Source organism: Streptomyces sp. NPDC051217 (genome assembly GCF_044455465.1).
In the GTDB taxonomy this organism is placed as follows: Bacteria; Actinomycetota; Actinomycetes; order Streptomycetales; family Streptomycetaceae; genus Streptomyces.
This window is the reverse complement of sequence record NZ_JBITEV010000006.1, coordinates 21,068-39,193: the sequence shown is the minus strand read 5'-3', so window position 1 is coordinate 39,193 and position 18,126 is coordinate 21,068. Positions and strand designations below refer to the sequence as shown.

Here is an 18,126-nt window from a genome sequence, read left to right as displayed (position 1 = left end):
TCAGCGACGATGGGCGCCGCACCAACCAGCCATCGCGGCCCACCGGTAAGCGCCTCTTGGCCAAGGGGTGTCCCGCAACTGATCTTGGCCTGAAGGCGGTTGGTCGGGACTGGATCCTGGGGACCATTGGGGCGCTCCGCCGCCACGCTCGCGTCGTTCTCCTGAATTATCCGGTTTGATCACTTGGTGTCCAAGGCGGCCCAGGATGCGACCGGTGACGGGCGGATCCGCCTGGGGAAATGAGCGGCAGGGTCCCCTTGGTACGCGGTACGGTGCGCCGATGTCGGCGATCAAGAAGTTCCAAGTCACCTTTGACTGCGCAGAACCTGAGCGCCTTGCTCGCTTCTGGTGTGAAGTGTTGGGGTACGTCATGCCGCCGCCACCGGAGGGGTTCACCACCTGGGACGATTTCAACCGCACCCTGCCTCCTGAGAAGCGGGGATCATGGTTCGCCTGCAGTGATCCCTCAGGCGTGGGCCCGCGCCTGTACTTCCAGCGCGTCCCCGAGGGCAAGATCGTTAAGAATCGGGTGCATCTCGACGTCCGGGCCGGCACCGGGCTCGTGGGGGACGAGCGCCTCGCCACGCTGGAAGCCGAGTGCGCACGACTGGTCGCGCTCGGTGCGACCCACGTGCAAACGCTGTACGCCGATGAGGAAAACGAGTCGTGCATCCCGATGCTGGACATCGAGGGCAACGAGTTCTGTATCGACTGAACATTCTCCGAGCCAAGGGAGGTGGGGAGCCACCTCTCTTGGGCCTCTCCGGTCTCGTATGGGGCTGGAGTTACCCCGCGAGGGTGAGGTTGTGCAGCCGGGCGATGCCGAGCATGGCAGTGTGAACGCCGTCGCCTTTCAGACGGCAGTCACGAAGGATCTTCCATGCCTTCATCCGCGCGAAGACGTGCTCGACGCGGGCCCGGACCTTGCGGTGGGAGGTGTTGTGCTCCCCTTTCCAAGCTGGCAGTTCGGTCTGGCCGCGTTCACGGCGGTGCGGAATGAGCGGGCCGGTGCCCCAATAGCCGCCGTCCGCGATGACCGTGGCCCGGCCGACGGCGGCCTTCGCACCGGAAAGTTCCCATGCCTTGCAATCGTTGCGGTTGCCCGTGACCGGTCGGCCGACGGCGACGACGAGTTCGGGAGTCGGCGTCGATGACGACCTGGTGGTTGGTCGAGTACCGGTAGTTCTTCGACTGCTCGGCAACCGTATGATCCCGCGTGGGCACTAGGGTGCCGTCGACGATCAGCACGGCGTCTTTACGGAACCTCTGACGGGGCTGAAGCGTAAGCGACGATCCGAGGTGGCCGAGGATGCGGTTAGCGGCCGACTTCGACACCCCGAACAGCGGGGCGAGCCGCCGCAGCGTCAAGTTCGTACGCCAGTAAGCCCCTACCAGTAGGATCCGGTCCTCCAGACTCAGGCTCCACGGTGGTCCCTTGCGCACCTGGTCCGTACCTTCGCGCCGCATGGCAGTGACCAGCTTGCCGAACTGCCGCGGGCTCAGCCCAGTGAACGGAGCCATCGAGGAGCAAGCACCAGTTCTTCGAGAGATCAGTGCCAAGCTGGGCCGGTAGTACTTTCCATCCTCCGCCCCCTCACCCCCCTCCACAACGAAGGCCCCCCGCGTCCGTTGTAGACGGTGGGTGTTCTTCGTTCTCGGGTTCTATGGGGCCGCGCGCTCCCGTGACTTCCACGGGTGGTGACGGTGTTCCGTCACCTCCTGCGCACCCCTTCCAACCCCCGCTCCATGAGTGCGGTCTCAACCTGTTCCCTGACCCTGCCGTTCGGCACCCGGACGTCGCTCGGGACGCGGTGAGGGAGCGTCGGTACTTCTTGCGTAAGCGTGGGTGCGTTGATGAGTGGCAACTCCGCCCACACGACCTTGCCCCCGGCCGGAGGACGGTAGGTGCCCCATCTTTTCGTGAGCGCTTCGACGAGCAGAATGCCCCGCCCATCTTCGGCGTCCGCGGGGGGACTCTTGGTACGGGGAGCTTCATCGCTCCTGTCCCACGCCTCGACGTACAGATGCATGGCCACCACGCGGAGCTGCACGCCGAGGATGTGATCCGCTTTGACGTCCGTCCATGTGGGCGTCGTCATGTTCGGGCCGGTGGCCGTGACGGCGTTGGTGACCAGTTCGGAGACGACCAGCAAGGCGTCACCCATGACGTGGGTCGCGCCCCACCGCCGGAGCGTGTGCGTGGCGAAAGCCCGCGCGCAGCACACTGCCGAGGGGACGGCGGTGAGAGCCAGGCGATCCCTCGCGCGAAGGAGCGTCACGGCGTTACTCCCGACTGGCTGACGAGACGGTGACGCCCTGTCGGACGACGCTGCTTGCCGTCGCTTCGCCGGCCCGGCGGCGCGGGGCTTCATCCAGCGCGTGCACGGTGGTCGAGAAGCCGTACTCCAACCGGTCGAGGAGGGCGCGTTGAAGCGGGCCGTTCTCGGCAAGGTGGCTCAGGGACGGCATGAACACGTCGCGCGCGCCGGTAGAGCGGATCGTCTCGACCAGGTCGTTGAAGGCGTCGATCGAGCCGCTGTCTGCTCGCCCTCATGGCAGCGACGTAGAACGGGCGGAACGCCTGGGAGACATCGACCGGGCCAAGCATGCCGTGCGGGACAGGGCTTGGCGTCGGCTCATCGACGGTTTCGGTGCGCCGGAGGATCCCGATGCCGTCGCGATCCCGGCCGAGGAGGCCGCCGGCAAGAAAGGCGCCGCCGAGGTCGCCCGCCGTGTCGGCGTGGACGGTATGCGGCCCGTCGATCTGGTTGTGTGCGGCAGCGTCGCCGTCAACCGGTCGGGCGCGCGTATCGGCAAAGGTGCCGGGTACTCCGACCTTGAGGTCGCATTGCTCATCGAGGCGGGCCTCGTGACCGATCGGACAGTGATCGTCGCGACGGTGCACCCCCTCCAAGTGGTGGAAGAGGACATTCCCGAAACCGAGCACGATTTCAGCGTGGATTACATCGTCACACCTGACGAAGTAATCGCCTGTCCCAATCCGCGCCGGCCCCGCGGCCTCGTATGGGACGACCTCACCGAGGAGAAGATCGCCGCCATTCCGGTGCTCGCGCAGCGACGTGACGGGCGGTAGGGCGGCTGGGCGCCGACGCCCGCCGCCCGGCAACCATCCTCAGAACAGCCGCAGTTTGTCGTCCTCGATGCCCCGCAGCGCGTTGTAGTCCAGCACCACGCACCCGATGCCCCGGTCCGTCGCCAGCACGCGGGCCTGGGGCTTGATCTCCTGGGCCGCGAACAGGCCGCGGACCGGGGAGAGATGGGGGTCGCGGTTCAACAGGTCGAGGTAGCGCGTCAGTTGCTCCACGCCGTCGATGTCGCCGCGCCGTTTGATCTCGATCGCGACCGTCGCGCCGTCCGCGTCGCGGCACAGGATGTCCACCGGGCCGATGGCGGTGGGGTATTCGCGGCGGATCAGGCTGTAGCCGTCGCCGAGTGTCTCGATGCGGTCGGCGAGAAGCTCCTGGAGGTGTGCTTCCACGCCATCCTTGATCAGACCTGGATCGACACCGAGTTCGTGTGACGAGTCATGGAGGATTTCCTCCATCGTGATGATCAGTTTCTCGCCCGCTTTGTTCACGACCGTCCATACCCCGACATCGTCGCCGTTGCCCTCTTTGAGAGTGCACGGCGGGGACATCCAGTTGAGCGGTTTGTACGCCCTGTCGTCCGCGTGGATCGACACGCTCCCGTCAGCTTTGACCAGGATCAGACGGGGAGCGATGGGCAGGTGGGCGGTGAGCCGGCCCGCGTAGTCGACGGAGCAGCGGGCGATGACGAGACGCATGGTCCGCAACGCTACTCGACTGGCGCCGTCCATCGCGATTCGCCCCCAAGCCCCTTTCGTTTGTGGCCGGTTGTGTTCCCATTCGCCTGGTGCGGTCCGGACAGCGCGCATAACGTGGATGCAGGAGGTCGCCGGTCGTGCACGCTGCGTCGTCGTCTCCCCCTTCCCTGCCCGTAAGGCCCCGCTTTGGTGGGGTCGCGAGAGGAGAACCCATGTCGCTCGACGTCTCACCGGCACTGTTGGAGCAGGCCGAGCGAGGCGAGGTCGACGAAGCCGAATTCGTCGACTGCGTCCGGACCTCCCTGCCCTTCGCGTGGGAGATGATCAGCTCCTTGGTGGCCCAGCTGAAGGTGGACGGCGGAGAGTTCGCCGACAACCAGACGCCGCCGCCGGACGAGCAGGCACGCGGTCAGCTGCTGCGCGCGCTCGCCAGTGACGCCATCCGCGGTGCGCTTCAGCGCCACTTCGGGGTACGGCTGGCATTCCAGAACTGTCACCGGGTCGCGGTGTTCCCCCTGGACCCCTCGGTCGACGAGAGGCTCGCCCGCTTCACTTCCATCAGGGGTCAGTTGCTCAACCAGTCCCCGACGCTGCGGGACTGCTGACGGCTCCGGTCTGGCGGCGGATTCCTGGGCCGACACAGGGATCCGCCGGACGACCGGCGTGAGTTCGGCCCGCGCCGCGTCAGCGGAGCCGGGGCAGCACCTCGGCCCCCATCCTCCGTACGTTCTCCTCCGTGGCCACCAGGTCCCCGGAGCCCTCGACGAGCAGTGCGAAGCGCGTGATTCCGGTTCGTTCCGCCGTGGCCGCGAGGCGGTCGGCGGCGAGCCGGGGAGGCCCCACCGGATGCAGTCCGCACAGCAGTTCCGTATACGCGACGGGATCGCGCATGGACCTGTGCCTGCCGTCCACCGTCACATGGGCGTCGAGCCCCTGCCTGAGCCAGCCGGGCATGGCCTTCACCAGCGTCTCGGTCGCCTCCGCGGTGCTGTCGGCGATCTGCGCCACCCCCGCGGACACGTGCGGGGCGCCGGCCACCTCCTCGGGAGTGTGGCCGGCGGCGGTGGCGTACGTACGCCACAGAGCCACCATCTCGGCCTTCTCCTCGTCCCCGCAGTGCATGCCCAGCAGCATCGGCAGTCCGCGCTCGGCCGCCAGCCGCACGCTCTTCGCGGACGTGCACGCCACGACCACCTCGGGTCCGCCGGAGCCCTCGATCAGTTCGTCCGTCCTTGGTACGACGGGGACTTCACGGAACCGGTAGCGCTCGCCGTCCGCCGACACCCGCGGCTCGCGCAGCCACCGCAGCAGCAGATCGAGCGACTCGGGGAAGTCCCGTTCGTACGCCTGGAGACCCGATCCGAAGACCTCCAGGTCGACCCATGGCCCGCCCCGGCCCACGCCGAGCGAGAAGCGTCCGCCGGAGAGCAGGTGCAGCAGCGCCGCCTGCTCGCCCAGGGCCACCGGATGCGTGTTCGGCAACACGCTGACCGCCGTACCCACCCGTATGCGCCGGGTACGTCCCAGGAGCAGGCCGGCCATAGTCACGGCCGATGGGCAGGTGCCGTACGGCACGAAGTGGTGCTCGGCCAGCCAGACCGAGTCCAGGCCGGACTCCTCGCCGACCTCCGCCGTGCGCACCGCTCGGTGCAGTGCTTCCCCCTGGCCCTGGCCCGGGAACTGGGCTGCCAGTACAAAAGCTCCAACTCGCATCGCCTTCTGCCTCCTTGCGGCTGACGCGGCTCCCCCTCCTGGCATTAACGTCTGACACGTGCCATGGGCACGGGCGCCGCTGAAGTTGTTGCGATAGTCCGCTAACTGCCCCGTGCGGGTGCCACCGTCTCACGCCGCCCCGCCGTGGCTCCGGTGGGCGGCCCGTACGCTGGTGGGGAACCGTGCTGTCTGCCCCGTGAGGTTTCATGTGTCCCCGCGCCGCAACCGCCCCAGAGGCGGCGAGCCCCCGACCGACCACGCCGGTGAGGCGTCGGACCGGTACGGCGGCTTTCAGCGGACCGAGTCCTGGCAGGGTGAGGAGTGGGCGGTCCGGCAGGTCGCCGGCGCGCGCACCGCCGGTAAGCGGTACCGGTGCCCCGGCTGCGACCAGGAGATCCCCTCCAGTGTGCCGCACGTGGTGGCCTGGCCGGAGTACGGCGGCGTGGACGACCGGCGGCACTGGCACAAGGCGTGCTGGAACGCGAAGGACCGCCGCACCTCGCGGGTGCAGCGGTCCCGTAACGCGCCGAAGTTCTGAGCCGGGCCCACGACGGGCCCGACGGCGGACCCGCCCACGGGCCCGACGACAGGCCCGGCAACTGTCCTAGACGTCGCGGCGGTTGAGCGCGAAGAAGGCGAAGCCCATCACCGCGGCCGTGGCGGCAGCCGCGATGAACACCGGGTCCCAGCCGTTCGGCCCCGACCCGGTCACCGAGACGTCGTAGAGCGCAGAGATCTGGCTCGGGATCGAGTACTCGAACAGGGCTTCCTGCACGTCGACCAGCGACGACGAGAACATGAACATCGCCATCACCAGCGGCAGCAGCACCACCCCGATCATGAGGGTGATCGCGCCCGCCGAGTGCCGGATGACCGCGCCGACGGCCAGCGAGAGCAGGCCCAGCAGCGCCATGAACAGGCCCACACCGAGGGTGGCCCGCAACCACTCCTGGCCGGTGGGCGTGCGGCCGTCGAGCATGGCGACGTGGATGGCGCCCACCAGGGCCGCCGTCACCGTCGTGATCGTCAGGACGAGCAGGAAGAAGACGATCGACTTCGCCGCCAGTACCCGGCCCCGGCTGGGGCAGGCGGTCAGGGTGGTGCGGATCATGCCCGTGCCGTACTCGGACGCGATCGTCAGCACGCCGAGGGTGATCACACAGATCGACCCCAGCAGCACACCGAAGAAGCCCAGCGGCAGCGCCGAGTCCCCGCCGAGGGTGGCCTCCGACAGGGAGACGCCCCAGGCCACGAGCACGCCGATGCCCACCATGAGGACGATCATGACGCCGAGTGTCCACATGGTCGAGCGGACGGACCGGATCTTGGTCCACTCCGAGGCCACCGCGTCACCGAGGGTGGCCCGGCGGACCGGGATCGGCGAGACGTACGACCCCAGGGGCTGCCCGCCCTGCCAGATGGGGGCCTGCTGCTCGTACGGGGCTGTCATCGGGCGTCCTCGGTGGTCTCGGTCTTCGCGTCGGTCTCGTCCGGCTTGCCGGTCGTGTCCGTCTTCTCGTCGCTCACGTGCTTGACGAGATCCGCGGCGCTCGCGGGCGCGGGCCCGGCGGTCACGGGCGCCGGTGCGGCGGCCGGGCCCTTCGCGGCGGGCACGGACGCGTCAGCCGGCGCGGCCACAGGCGCCTGTGCGGGCGCCGGTGCGGGCGCCTTCGCGTACGGGTTCTCCCCGGGCGGCGGCGGCGGGTACCAGCCCCGCGTGGGCACCTCGGGCACGACCGGAGGCTCGTACAGCTGCCCCCCGTAGCCCGGCTGCGGCGGCGGCGCGAAACCGGCGAGCTGGTCGGCCGTCGACCGGTAGTCCACGGCGTTCTGCGTCAGCCGCATGTACGCCTCCTCCAGCGAGGCCTGGTGCGGGGAGAGTTCCCAGAGCCGTACGTCCGACTCGTGCGCCAGATCGCTGATGCGGGGAAGCGGCAGCCCGGTGACCCGCAGCGCGCCGTCCCGCTCCGACAGCACCTGCCCGCCCGCCTCGCCGAGCGCGGCGACCAGCTTCTCGCGGGCCTCGGGATCCGTCCCCGCGGGGCGGACGCGGGCGAAGTCCGCCGAGTTGTGCGAGATGAAGTCCCTGACGCTCATGTCGGAGAGGAGCTGACCGCGCCCGATCACGATCAGATGCTCGGCGGTCACGGCCATCTCGCTCATCAGGTGCGAGGAGACGAAGACCGTACGGCCCTCGGACGCGAGCTGCTTCATCAGATTGCGGACCCAGAGGATGCCCTCGGGGTCGAGGCCGTTCACCGGCTCGTCGAACAGCAGCACCTGCGGGTCACCGAGCAGCGCGGCGGCGATGCCGAGCCGCTGGCCCATACCGAGCGAGAAGCCGCTGGAGCGGCGCCGTGCCACTTCCTGAAGGCCCACCACGCCCAGTACCTCGTCCACCCGGGCCGCCGGGATGCCGGAGAGCTGCGCGAGCGAGAGCAGATGATTGCGCGCGCTGCGCCCCCCGTGCACCGCCTTGGCGTCGAGCAGCGCGCCGACCTGACGGGGTGCGTTGGGAAGCTCCCGGAAGGGGTGGCCGCCGACCGTCACACGGCCGGCGGTCGGCTGGTCGAGGCCGAGGATCATCCGCATCGTCGTGGACTTGCCGGAGCCGTTGGGGCCCAGGAACCCGGTGACGGTACCGGGCCTCACCTGGAAGGAAAGGTTGTACACGGCCGTCTTGGCGCCGTAGCGCTTCGTCAGGCCGACTGCCTCGATCATTCTCCAGCCCCATCGACAGTTCTGTCTGGTGGTCGGGGCAGTGGCCGCTTCGGACCGAAGGCCCCCGTAAGAGTTAGGAGGATATCCGGGCCTTGACGGTTCCGGCCAAGTCGTTGGGATCGGGGCCTGTCGCGAGGAAAAGCTACGCGTCCGGAAAAGCTACGCGTCGCGCTTCTTCAGGACGAGGTAGCCGCCGATCAGCGCCGCGATGACCCACAGCGCCATGATCCCCATGCCTTCCCACGGGCTGTACGGGGCCTTGTCCGAGTTCAGCGCGTCGGGAATCACCTGCATGATCTTGGCGCCCGCCTGGTCGGGGAAGTACTGCGCGACGTTCTTCGCCTTCGGTACGGAGGCGAGGATCTGCGAGACCAGGAAGAAGAACGGCATCAGGATGCCGAGCGACAGCATCGAACTGCGCAGCATCGTCGCGACGCCCATCGAGAAGAGCGCGATCAGCCCCATGTAGAGACCGCTGCCGATGACGGCGCGCAGTACGTGCGGCTCACCGATGGTCGTTCCGTGGTCGCCGAGCGCCGCCTGGCCGAGGAAGAACGAGACGAAGCCCGTGATGAGCCCGACGATCAGGGCCAGCATCCCGGCGACGAAGATCTTGCTGAAGATGAAGGTGCCCCGCTGCGGTACGGCGGCGAGCGAGGTGCGGATCATGCCCGAGCTGTACTCCGAGCCGACGACCAGGACACCGAAGACCACCATCGCCAGCTGGCCGAGGATCATCCCGGAGAAGCTCACGAAGGTCGGGTCGAAGGTGGTGCGCTCGGCCTCCGACAGATCGTCGAACGTGGTGCTGAACAGCAGGGACAGGGCGAAGCCCATGGCCACGGTCACGAGGAACGCGATGGCGAGGGTCCAGATCGTGGAGGAGACCGTACGGATCTTGGTCCACTCGGACTGGAGGACCGCTGGTACCGATGCCATGGGTCAGGCTCCCTTGCCCTGGTTGCCGTGCCGGCCCCACCGGGGACCCGGGGCAGCGGGGCCGCCCGTCGGGGCTGTGTCGCCGCCACCCGAATGTGCGTGGTACTCGACCGACTCGGCCGTCATCTGCATGAACGCGTCCTCCAGAGAGGCGCGTTGGGAGCTCAGCTCGTGCAGGACGACACTGTGGCGCGCGGCCAGCTCACCGATCTCCTCGGAGCTGGAGCCGTCGATCTCCAGCGTGCCGTCGTCGGCCTCGACGACGGTGAAACCGCCCTCGGACAGCGCGTCGAGCATCTGCTCCCGCTGCGGAGAGCGGAGCCGTACGAAGCTGCGCGAGTTCTCGTGGATGAAGTCGGCCATCGAGGTGTTCGCGAGGAGCTTTCCCTGGCCGATCACGATCAGGTGCTCGGCGGTCAGCGCCATTTCACTCATGAGATGGCTGGAGACGAAGATCGTCCGGCCTTGGCCCGCGAGGGCTTTCATCAGATTGCGAATCCAGTGAATGCCCTCGGGGTCCAGACCATTCACCGGCTCGTCGAACATCAGGATCTCGGGATCACCGAGCAGCGCCGCCGCGATGCCCAGCCGTTGTCCCATACCGAGGGAGAAGCCTTTCGACTTCTGCTTGGCGACGGCCGTCAGACCCACGGTGTCGAGGACCTCGTTGACCCGGCTCACCGGGATGCGGTTGCTCTGGGCGAGACAGAGGAGGTTGTTGTACGCGCTGCGCCCGCCGTGCATGGCCTTCGCGTCGAGGAGGGCGCCGATGTACTTCACGGGCTCTTCGAGTTCGCGGTAGTGCTTCCCGTCGATCCGGACCGAGCCGCCCGTCGGAATGTCCAGGTCGAGCATCATCCGCATGGTGGTCGACTTACCGGCTCCGTTGGGTCCCAGAAATCCCGTCACCACTCCGGGCCTGACCTGGAAGGAGAGGTGATCGACCGCGACTTTTTTCCCGAACCGTTTGGTGAGCCCTTCGACCTCGATCATGCGGACAACCTAAGGGTGCGCAAAGCCCCCCGCCACTCCACTGGCGGGGGGCTTGCACGATCGTTACTTACGGAACGAAGCCGTCTATCAGCCGTACACCGGCCGTCCACGACGACCCCGGACCGCGCTCGGCGACCGCCCTGGGCGGTCACCGGTACGGACTAGCGCGACTGCTGCGCCGGGACCCCGCGCGAGATCGGCTCGTCCTCGGCCGGCGTACCCGCCGCGGCGACGGCCGCACCGGTCAGCGTGGCCAGCATCTCGCGGACGTTGGTCAGCTGGGCGTTGATCGAGTCGCGGCGGTTGGTGAGCGCCGCCAGCTCGCGCTCCGATTCGCTGCGGATCCGGTCGGCCTTGGCGTTCGCGTCGGCCACGATGTCCTCCGCCTGACGCTGCGCGGTCTCCACCGTCTGACGGGCGCGGCGCTCCGCGTCCGTACGGAGCTTCTCCGCCTCCAGACGCAACTGCTCGGCGCGGTGCTCGATCTCCGCCAGGCGCTTCTCGGCCTTCGCCTGACGCGAGGCCAGGTCACGCTCGGACTGCTCACGCCGCTTGGCGAGGTTCGTCTCGAAGTCCGCGGCGGCCTGGGCGGCCTTGGCGCGGGTCTCCTCGAAGAGCGCGTCGGCCTCCTCGCGCTTCTGCTGCGCGTCCTTCTGCGCCTCGGAGCGCAGGGTCTGGGCCTCGCCCTTCGCCTTCTCGACGATGCGGACGCCCTCGTCCTCGGCCTTCGCCTTGCGCTCGGAGGAGAACGCCTCGGCGTCGTTCCGAACCTGCTGGGCCGCCGACTCGGCGAGCTCACGGTGCTGTTCGGCCGCGCGACGGGCCTCTTCGCGCAGGTCCTTCGCCTCCTCCTCGGCGAGGCGGAGGATCTTCTCAACGCGCGCTCCCAGGCCGGCGTACGACGGCTCCGCGTCGGTGACCTGGGCCTGAGCGTTCTGCGTTTCGAGGTGGAGCTCCTCGATGCGCTTTTCCAGTGCAGTGATCCGTGCGAGAGCGCTGTCACGGTCGGCGACGAGTTTGGTAATGCGGTCATCCACCTGACCGCGGTCGTAACCACGCCGCACGAGCTCGAAGCCGAATGGGGAGGAAGTGTCGCTCATGGGGTTCCTGTCGAATGAGACCGGTGAGGTGATAGGGGGAATCCTAGGGGCCAAAGCGGCGTGTCATCGAGCGGATGCCGGTTTGATCTGGAGAATGTCCAGCCTTTCGGGTGGCTAACTGTCCGATGGCTTGCCACCCGAACGGGTTACACCCGCTGCCGCACCCGCCTTGACGCTACTCCCGCCGGACCCGCCACCGGACCCCGACTTGCCCGTCGCGCCCGGGGTCTCGAAGGACTCCAGCGCTTCCAGTACGTCCTGGACACGGGAGATCTCGGCCTGGATGTCCTCGCGCCTGCGCACCAGTACGTCGAGTTCGCGTCTGCCCTCGTCGACCATCCGGCCGGCCTCCGCCTCGGCGTCGGCGCGGAACTTCTCGCCCTCGCGGGTCAGTTCGGCCTTCTTCTGCTCCGCTTCCTTCAGCAGCGCCTCGGCCCTCTTCACCGCCGCGATCCGGACCTTGCTTGCCTCCGAACCGGCCTCCGCCACCAGGGCCTTGGCCTTCCGCTCGGCCTCCTCCTGCTGTTCGGTGGCGGCCTTGACCAGCTTGTCGACGCGTTCGCCGGCGTTCTTCATCTGCTCGGCCGTCTCCTTGCGCGCCCGCTCATGGAGTTGGTCGATCTCGCCCTCGACCCGCGCCCGCAACTCCTCGGTGCGCTCGCGGATGGCGGTGGCGTCCCGGCGTGCCCCGACGAGCAGTTCGTCGGCGTCCGTACGGGCCTTCTCCACCAGGGAGTTGCCCTCGACCGTCGCGTCCGCCTTGAGCCGCGCCGCCTCGGAGCGCGCGGCGCCCACCATCATGTCGGCCTGCGCCTCGGCCTCGGTGGCGGCGCGCAGCGCCTCCTCCTGGGCCTTGTTGATGAGCTGGTCGGCCTGCTCGGCCGCGTCGCCCCGGCGCTTGGACGCGTTCGCCCGCGCGTCGTCGAGCAGCCGGTCCGACTCCGTGATCGCCTCGCTGACGGTCCGTTCGGCCGATGCCTCGGCCTCCGACCTGATCTGCGCGGCCTCCGCACGGAGCCGTTCGGCCGCCCGCTGGGCCGAGTTGACGGTCTCGGCGGCCTCGGCGCGCATCCGCTCCGACTCGCTGGTCGCCTCGCCGATGAGCCGGTCCGCCTGCTCCGCCGCGTCGCCCCGGATGCGGTTGGCGTCGTCGCGCGCCTCCTGGCGGGCGCGGGACGCGTCCTGCTCGGCGGCGGCCAAGGAGTCCGACGCCTCGGTCCGTACCCGCTGCGCGTACTCGGCGCTCTCCGCGCGCAGCCGCTCGGCCTCGGCGACCGCCTCGCCGACGGTGCGCTCGGCGAGCGCCTGGGCGGCGCCCGTCTCCTCCTGGGCGCGGGTACGCAGCCGTGCCGCGTCCTCCGAGGCACGCTCGCGCTCCGCGTACGCGTCGGCGCGGACCCGGTCCGCCTCCTCCTGCGCCTCCGACTTCGTCCGCTCCGCCGCGTGTTCGGCGGCGGAACGCAGTCCGGCGATCTCCTGCTCGGCCTGGTCGTGCAGCCCGGAGACCGCGTCCCGGACCTGCTGCGCGGTCTGCTCGGCGGCCGACACCATCTCGGTGGCGCGGAAGTCGGCCTCCTCGACCAGCCGCGCGGCCTCGGTCTGTGCCTCGTCGACCCGCTTACGCGCGGAGGCCAGCAGCTCCTCGCTCTGCTCGCGGGCCCGCTCGCGCTCCTGGTCCGCCTCCGTACGGGCGGCGTTCAGCAGCTCCTCGGCCTCGCGGCGGCGGCGCGTCGCCTCCTCCTGCGCGGCGTCGAGTGCCTCGGCCGCCTCGGCGCCCACCCGCTCGGCCGCGGCGGCGGCCTCGGCGCGCAGCCGGTCCGCGCTGTCCTGGGCCTCGGACTTGATCCGCTCGGCCTCCTGGGTGGCCTCGTCCCGCAGCCGTACGGCGGTCGACTCGCCCTCCGCGCGGGAGCGGCCGGCGTCCTCCGCCGCCTCCCTGCGAAGCCGCTCGGCCTCCTGCTCGGCCTGGGCCTGGAGCGTCCGCAGCCGTTCGGCGGACTCCGCGCGCAGCCGCTCCGTCTCCTCGGCCGCCTCGCGGCGGATCCGCTCGCTCTCGGCGCGGGCGTCGGTCAGGGCCGACTCGGCGCCGGTCAGGCGCTGTTCGGCCTCGGTGTGCAGCCGGGTCAGCTCGCCGGCGGCCTCGGACTTGCGGGCCTGGACACCGCGCTCGGTCTCCTCGCGCAGCTCGACCGCGGCCCGCTCGGCGGCGGTCTTGACCGCCTCGGCCTGCTCCTCGCCCTCGGCGCGCAGCCGGTCCGCCTCGGCCCGGGTGCGCTCCAGGGTCTCCTCGGCCTGCTTGCGCAGCGTCGTGGCGCGCTCGATGGCTTCCGTACGGACCCGCTCGCTGTCCGTCGACGCGGTGGCGCGCATCTCGTCGGCGTCGGCGCGGGCCTTGGTCAGCAACTCCTCGGCGGTGCTGGCCGCCTCCTCGATCTGCTGGACGGCCTCACGGCGCGCCTCGCTCCGGATGCGCTCGCCCTCGGCGACCGCCTCCGAGCGCAGCGTCTCGGCCTCGCCGCGCAGCCGGCGCGCCTCCTCCTGGAGCTCGACCGTCTTGGCGCGGTACTCCTTGGTGTCGTCCTTGGCCGCGCCCTTGAGCTGGTCGGCCTGCTCGGCGGCCTCGCCGCGCAGCCGGTCCGCCTCGGCCTCGGCCTCGCGGCGGATCCGGTCGGCCTCCTCGCTCGCCGCGCGGGTGGTGGCCCTGGCGTCCTCGGACGCCTTGGTGAGGACTTCCTCGGCTGTACGGGCCGCCTTGGCGAGCTGGGCCGCGGAGTCCTCGGAGGCGGCCGTACGGGCCTTCTCGGCGGCCTCGGTGACCATCTTCTCGGCGTCGGCGCGGGCGTCGGCGAGCGCCTGCTCGGCCTCCGCCTTCAGCGCCTCGGACTCCTTCGTCGCCTCGCCGACGAGCCGGGCGATCTCGGACTTGGCGGTACGGGTGCGCTGCTCGTACTGGGTCTCGGCGCCGGCCAGCCGCTTGACCGCGGTCTCCTTGGCCTCGGTGACGAGCTTCTCCGCCTCGGCGCGGGCCTCCCGGAGCCGCTCGTCCGCCTCCTGTATCCGCGCTTCGGCGGACCGGCTCAGCTCGCCGGCCTGCTGGCGCGCCTGGTCGGACTCGGCCGTCGTCGCCGAACGCAGCTGCTCGGCGTGGCTGGTGGCCTCCTGCGCCTGCGTGGACGCGGCGTTGAGCAGCCGCTCGGCGTCCTTGCGGGCCCGCTGCAGAATCGCTTCGGCCTCGGCACGGGCCGTCTCCGCCTCGGAGCCGAGCCTGCGGCGGGCCTCCTCGGCGACCCGGGTGGCCTCGGCGCGGGCGGCGGCCAGGGACTTCTCGGCCTCGGCGCGCGACTCGTCCAGCAGCCTGCGGGCCTGTGTCTCCGTACGGCCGCGCAGCTGCTCGGCCCAGGCGACGTTCTCGTTGACGTGCGACTCGACGGTCTGGCGGCGCTCGGCCAGTTCCTGGTCCAGCCGCTGGCGGCGCTGTACGGCCTCGGCGTGCAGCTCGGCCTGGAGCCTGGCCTGGTGTTCGGCGTGCTCCTGGAGGATGCGCTGCGTCTGGGCGCGGGCGTCGCGCAGCTCGCGTTCGGCGTCGGTGCGCAGCTGGTCGGCCTGGATCTGCGCGTTGCGGAGCATCTGCTCGGCCTGGTAGCCGATGTCGGCGTTGTCGTAGGAGGGCCGGGACGCCAGGTTGCGGCGCGCCTCGTGCAGTTTCGCGCGCAGTACTTCGACCTGGTAACCGAGGTCCTCGGCGTGCTGGACGGCCTTCTCCCGCGCGGTCTTCAGCCGATCCATCTCGGCTTCGAACCGCGAAAGGTGGTCGTCGTCAGCTCGGTGGCTCTCCTGGCGTTCGTAGCCCCGCACTGCGCGGTCCCATCCGTCCCCTGGTCGCAACTCTGCAATCGGTACCGCCCGACGGGCGAACGGCCCCCCGGGGAATGGTGACAGATCATCGGCCGAGGCGCCGCCCCGACCCGGCCCCGGCCCGGAGCGGCCCACTCTACCGGGCCGGGAATCGTTCGGGTCAGTGCTCTTGGGGCTTCGCGGCCGAGGTGACCAGTTCGGTCAGGACGCCGTGACAGTCCTTGGGGTGCAGAAACGTGATGCGGGAGCCCATCGATCCCTTGCGCGGCTCCTCGTACAGAACCCGCACACCCTTCTCCCGGACGGCTTCCGAGTCACCGTCGACGTCGGCGGTGCCGAAGGCGATGTGGTGGACGCCCTCGCCGTTCTTGGCCAGCCATTTGCCCACGGCCGAGTCCTCGCGGACCGGTTCGAGCAGTTGGAGGTACGAGGCGCCGCCGTCCGACGTCTCGTTGATCTTGAGCATGGCCTCTCGCACGCCCTGCTCCTCGTTGATCTCGGTGTGGAAGACCTCGAAGCCGTAGGTGGCCCGGTAGAACTCGACGGTCGCGTCGAGGTCGTGGCAGGCGATTCCGATGTGGTCGATACGCGTCAGCATGCGCACAGTGCAGCGCCAACCGGGCGGTTACGCAACGTGCGCGCTGTCACACTCGCGGCCGGGTGACCCGGGACCTGTGCGCTCAGTACATTTGGTGAACCCTCGTTAACCCTCAATCGTCAGGCAAAGGGGTCGCATCTCATGCCGGATCCGAACACCACCACTTCTGTCATCGTCGCCGGTGCGCGTACGCCCATGGGCAGGCTGCTGGGGTCGCTGAAGTCCTTCTCCGGCGCCGATCTCGGCGCCTTCGCCATCAAGGCCGCGCTGGAGCGGGCCGGGGTCACCGGCGAGCAGGTGCAGTACGTGATCATGGGGCAGGTGCTCCAGGCCGGGGCGGGGCAGATCCCGGCGCGGCAGGCGGCGGTCAAGGCCGGCATCCCCATGAGCGTCCCCGCGCTCACGGTCAACAAGGTCTGTCTCTCCGGCCTCGACGCGATCGCCCTGGCGGACCAGCTGATCCGCGCGGGCGAGTTCGACATCGTGGTCGCGGGCGGGCAGGAGTCCATGACCAACGCGCCGCACCTGCTGCCGAAGTCCCGCGAGGGCTACAAGTACGGCGCGATCGAGATGCTGGACGCGATGGCCCACGACGGGCTGACCGACCCGTTCGAGTCCATCGCCATGGGCGCCTCCACGGAGAAGCACAACACCCGGCTCGCCATCGCCAGGCCCGAACAGGACGAGATCGCGGCGGCCTCCCACCAGCGGGCCGCCGCGGCGCAGAAGAACGGCGTCTTCGAGGCCGAGATCACCCCCGTCGAGATCCCGCAGCGCAAGGGCGACCCGGTCGTCTTCGACCGGGACGAGGGCATCCGCCCGGACACGACCGCCGAGTCCCTGGGCAAGCTGCGGCCCGCCTTCTCCAAGGACGGCACGATCACGGCCGGCTCCTCCTCGCAGATCTCCGACGGCGCGGCCGCCGTCGTGGTCATGAGCAAGGCCAAGGCGGTCGAGCTGGGCCTGGAGTGGCTCGCGGAGATCGGCGCGCACGGGAATGTGGCGGGACCCGACAACTCGCTCCAGTCGCAGCCCGCGAACGCGATCAGGCACGCCCTGAAGAAGGAGGGCATCGCCGTGGAGGACCTGGACCTCATCGAGATGAACGAGGCCTTCGCCGCGGTCGCCGTCCAGTCGACCAAGGAGCTGGGAGTGTCCCCCGAAAAGGTGAACGTGAACGGCGGAGCCATCGCGCTCGGCCACCCGATCGGCATGTCCGGCGCCCGGCTGGTGCTGCACCTGGCGCTCGAACTGAAGCGGCGCGGCGGCGGCGTGGGCGCGGCGGCGCTGTGCGGCGGCGGCGGTCAGGGCGACGCGCTGATCGTGCGCGTGCCGAAGGCGTAGGCGTACGCGCGGGCGCCCCGGCGTCGGCAGGCACGGACCCTTCAGCGAGCAGGAACGGAGCGCGGTACGGATGACGGTGGACGTCCCCCAGCTGGTGGCCCAGGCGCGGGAGGGCCGGCCCAGGGCGGTGGCCCGGCTGATCTCACTGGTCGAAGGGGCGTCGCCGCAACTGCGCGAGGTGATGGCGGCCCTGGCCCCGCTCGCGGGCGGCGCGTACGTCGTGGGCCTCACCGGGTCGCCCGGTGTCGGCAAGTCGACATCGACGTCCGCGCTGGTGACCGCGTACCGGAAAGCGGGCAAGCGCGTCGCCGTCCTGGCCGTCGACCCGTCGTCCCCCTTCTCCGGGGGAGCGCTGCTCGGGGACCGGGTCCGGATGTCCGACCACGCGTCGGACCCCGGCGTCTACATCCGCTCCATGGCGACCCGCGGCCATCTCGGCGGGCTCGCCTGGTCGGCGCCGCAGGCGATCCGGGTGCTCGACGCGGCAGGCTGCGACGTGATCCTGGTGGAGACCGTGGGGGTCGGGCAGTCGGAGGTGGAGATCGCCTCCCAGGCCGACACCTCGGTGGTGCTGCTCGCGCCCGGCATGGGGGACGGCATCCAGGCGGCCAAGGCCGGGATCCTGGAGATCGGTGACATCTACGTCGTCAACAAGGCGGACCGGGACGGCGCCGACGCGACCGTCCGCGAGCTGAACCACATGCTCGGCCTCGGTGCGGCCCGCGCCCCCGGCGACTGGCGCCCGCCCATCGTGAAGACCGTCGCCGCGCGGAGCGAGGGCATCGACGAGGTCGTCGAGGCGCTGGACAAGCACCGCACGTGGCTGGAGAAGAACGACGTCCTGACCGAACGGCGCGCGCGGCGCGCGGCCCGCGAGGTGGAGACCATCGCGGTCACGGCGCTCCGCGAACGCATCGGCGACCTGCGCGGCGACCGTCGCCTGGGAGCGCTGGCACGGCGGATCGTCGCGGGCGAACTGGACCCGTACGCGGCGGCGGACGAACTGGTGGCGGGGCTGACGGGCGGCTGAGGGCTGTCCCGTAATTCCTGGTGGATCA

General features: G+C 70.1%; 16 protein-coding genes and 1 pseudogene. 6 read left to right on the top strand and 11 right to left on the bottom strand.

The features are described 5' to 3' along the window. Positions 1-280: 280 nt before the first annotated feature. The gene (locus ACIBBB_RS15740; RefSeq protein ID WP_398982158.1) at positions 281-715 is read left to right on the top strand and encodes a VOC family protein; all 435 of its coding nucleotides are present in this window, start codon (positions 281-283) and stop codon (positions 713-715) included. Between the two features lie 70 nt (positions 716-785). Here ACIBBB_RS15740 and ACIBBB_RS15735 read toward each other — a convergent pair. Both ACIBBB_RS15735 and ACIBBB_RS15730 read right to left on the bottom strand, forming a co-directional pair. After that, positions 786-1,521: pseudogene (locus ACIBBB_RS15735) on the bottom strand (transposase). 191 nt (positions 1,522-1,712) lie between these two features. Continuing rightward, a complete protein-coding gene (locus ACIBBB_RS15730) occupies positions 1,713-2,165 on the bottom strand; it encodes an ATP-binding protein (RefSeq protein ID WP_398982156.1) in 453 nt (150 codons plus the stop codon). Positions 2,166-2,467: 302 nt separating this feature from the next. Here ACIBBB_RS15730 and ACIBBB_RS15725 point away from each other — a divergent pair, with 302 nt between their 5' ends. Continuing rightward, positions 2,468-3,094, top strand: coding sequence for a 5-formyltetrahydrofolate cyclo-ligase (locus ACIBBB_RS15725; RefSeq protein WP_398982154.1), 627 nt, complete (start codon positions 2,468-2,470; stop codon positions 3,092-3,094). Positions 3,095-3,133: 39 nt separating this feature from the next. Here ACIBBB_RS15725 and nucS read toward each other — a convergent pair whose 3' ends face one another. Beyond that, positions 3,134-3,805: an endonuclease NucS gene (nucS, locus tag ACIBBB_RS15720; RefSeq protein ID WP_398982152.1), complete on the bottom strand. Its 672-nt coding sequence runs from the start codon at positions 3,803-3,805 to the stop codon at positions 3,134-3,136. 212 nt (positions 3,806-4,017) lie between these two features. On the opposite strand from nucS, the gene ACIBBB_RS15715 reads away from it, so the two are divergent. Further along, on the top strand, positions 4,018-4,410 hold the full coding sequence (locus ACIBBB_RS15715; protein ID WP_384320826.1) for an SCO5389 family protein: 393 nt from the start codon (positions 4,018-4,020) through the stop codon (positions 4,408-4,410). Positions 4,411-4,489: 79 nt separating this feature from the next. On the opposite strand, the gene ACIBBB_RS15710 is transcribed toward ACIBBB_RS15715, so the two are convergent. Beyond that, positions 4,490-5,518 carry an LLM class flavin-dependent oxidoreductase gene (locus ACIBBB_RS15710; protein ID WP_398982150.1) on the bottom strand — a complete coding sequence of 343 codons (1,029 nt, stop codon included), beginning with the start codon at positions 5,516-5,518 and terminating at the stop codon, positions 4,490-4,492. 208 nt (positions 5,519-5,726) lie between these two features. Between ACIBBB_RS15710 and ACIBBB_RS15705 the strand changes: the two genes are divergently transcribed. Next, entirely contained in the window at positions 5,727-6,056 is a 330-nt protein-coding gene (locus ACIBBB_RS15705) for an ATP/GTP-binding protein (RefSeq protein WP_398982762.1), read from the top strand. A gap of 66 nt (positions 6,057-6,122) precedes the next feature. Here ACIBBB_RS15705 and ACIBBB_RS15700 read toward each other — a convergent pair whose 3' ends face one another. The 7 genes from ACIBBB_RS15700 to mce form a co-directional block, all read right to left on the bottom strand. Beyond that, positions 6,123-6,968, bottom strand: coding sequence for an ABC transporter permease subunit (locus tag ACIBBB_RS15700; RefSeq protein ID WP_398982148.1), 846 nt, complete (start codon positions 6,966-6,968; stop codon positions 6,123-6,125). Then, complete coding sequence (locus ACIBBB_RS15695) at positions 6,965-8,239, bottom strand: ABC transporter ATP-binding protein (RefSeq protein ID WP_398982146.1); 1,275 nt, start codon at positions 8,237-8,239, stop codon at positions 6,965-6,967. The genes ACIBBB_RS15700 and ACIBBB_RS15695 overlap by 4 nt, the downstream gene beginning before the upstream one ends. A gap of 159 nt (positions 8,240-8,398) precedes the next feature. Further along, positions 8,399-9,178 carry an ABC transporter permease subunit gene (locus tag ACIBBB_RS15690; RefSeq protein WP_398982144.1) on the bottom strand — a complete coding sequence of 260 codons (780 nt, stop codon included), beginning with the start codon at positions 9,176-9,178 and terminating at the stop codon, positions 8,399-8,401. Between the two features lie 3 nt (positions 9,179-9,181). Then, positions 9,182-10,171, bottom strand: a complete 990-nt coding sequence (locus tag ACIBBB_RS15685) for an ATP-binding cassette domain-containing protein (RefSeq protein ID WP_398982142.1) — start codon at positions 10,169-10,171, stop codon at positions 9,182-9,184. Positions 10,172-10,332: 161 nt separating this feature from the next. After that, the gene (locus tag ACIBBB_RS15680) at positions 10,333-11,271 is read right to left on the bottom strand and encodes a cellulose-binding protein (RefSeq protein ID WP_398982140.1); all 939 of its coding nucleotides are present in this window, start codon (positions 11,269-11,271) and stop codon (positions 10,333-10,335) included. A 114-nt stretch (positions 11,272-11,385) separates the two neighbouring features. Next, on the bottom strand, positions 11,386-15,126 hold the full coding sequence (gene scy / locus ACIBBB_RS15675; RefSeq protein WP_398982138.1) for a polarized growth protein Scy: 3,741 nt from the start codon (positions 15,124-15,126) through the stop codon (positions 11,386-11,388). 160 nt (positions 15,127-15,286) lie between these two features. After that, entirely contained in the window at positions 15,287-15,724 is a 438-nt protein-coding gene (gene mce / locus ACIBBB_RS15670) for a methylmalonyl-CoA epimerase (RefSeq protein ID WP_398982136.1), read from the bottom strand. Positions 15,725-15,865: 141 nt separating this feature from the next. Here mce and ACIBBB_RS15665 point away from each other — a divergent pair, with 141 nt between their 5' ends. Both ACIBBB_RS15665 and meaB read left to right on the top strand, forming a co-directional pair. Then, entirely contained in the window at positions 15,866-17,068 is a 1,203-nt protein-coding gene (locus ACIBBB_RS15665; RefSeq protein ID WP_398982134.1) for an acetyl-CoA C-acetyltransferase, read from the top strand. Between the two features lie 70 nt (positions 17,069-17,138). After that, on the top strand, positions 17,139-18,098 hold the full coding sequence (gene meaB / locus ACIBBB_RS15660) for a methylmalonyl Co-A mutase-associated GTPase MeaB (protein WP_398982132.1): 960 nt from the start codon (positions 17,139-17,141) through the stop codon (positions 18,096-18,098). The last annotated feature ends 28 nt before the right edge of the window (positions 18,099-18,126 follow it).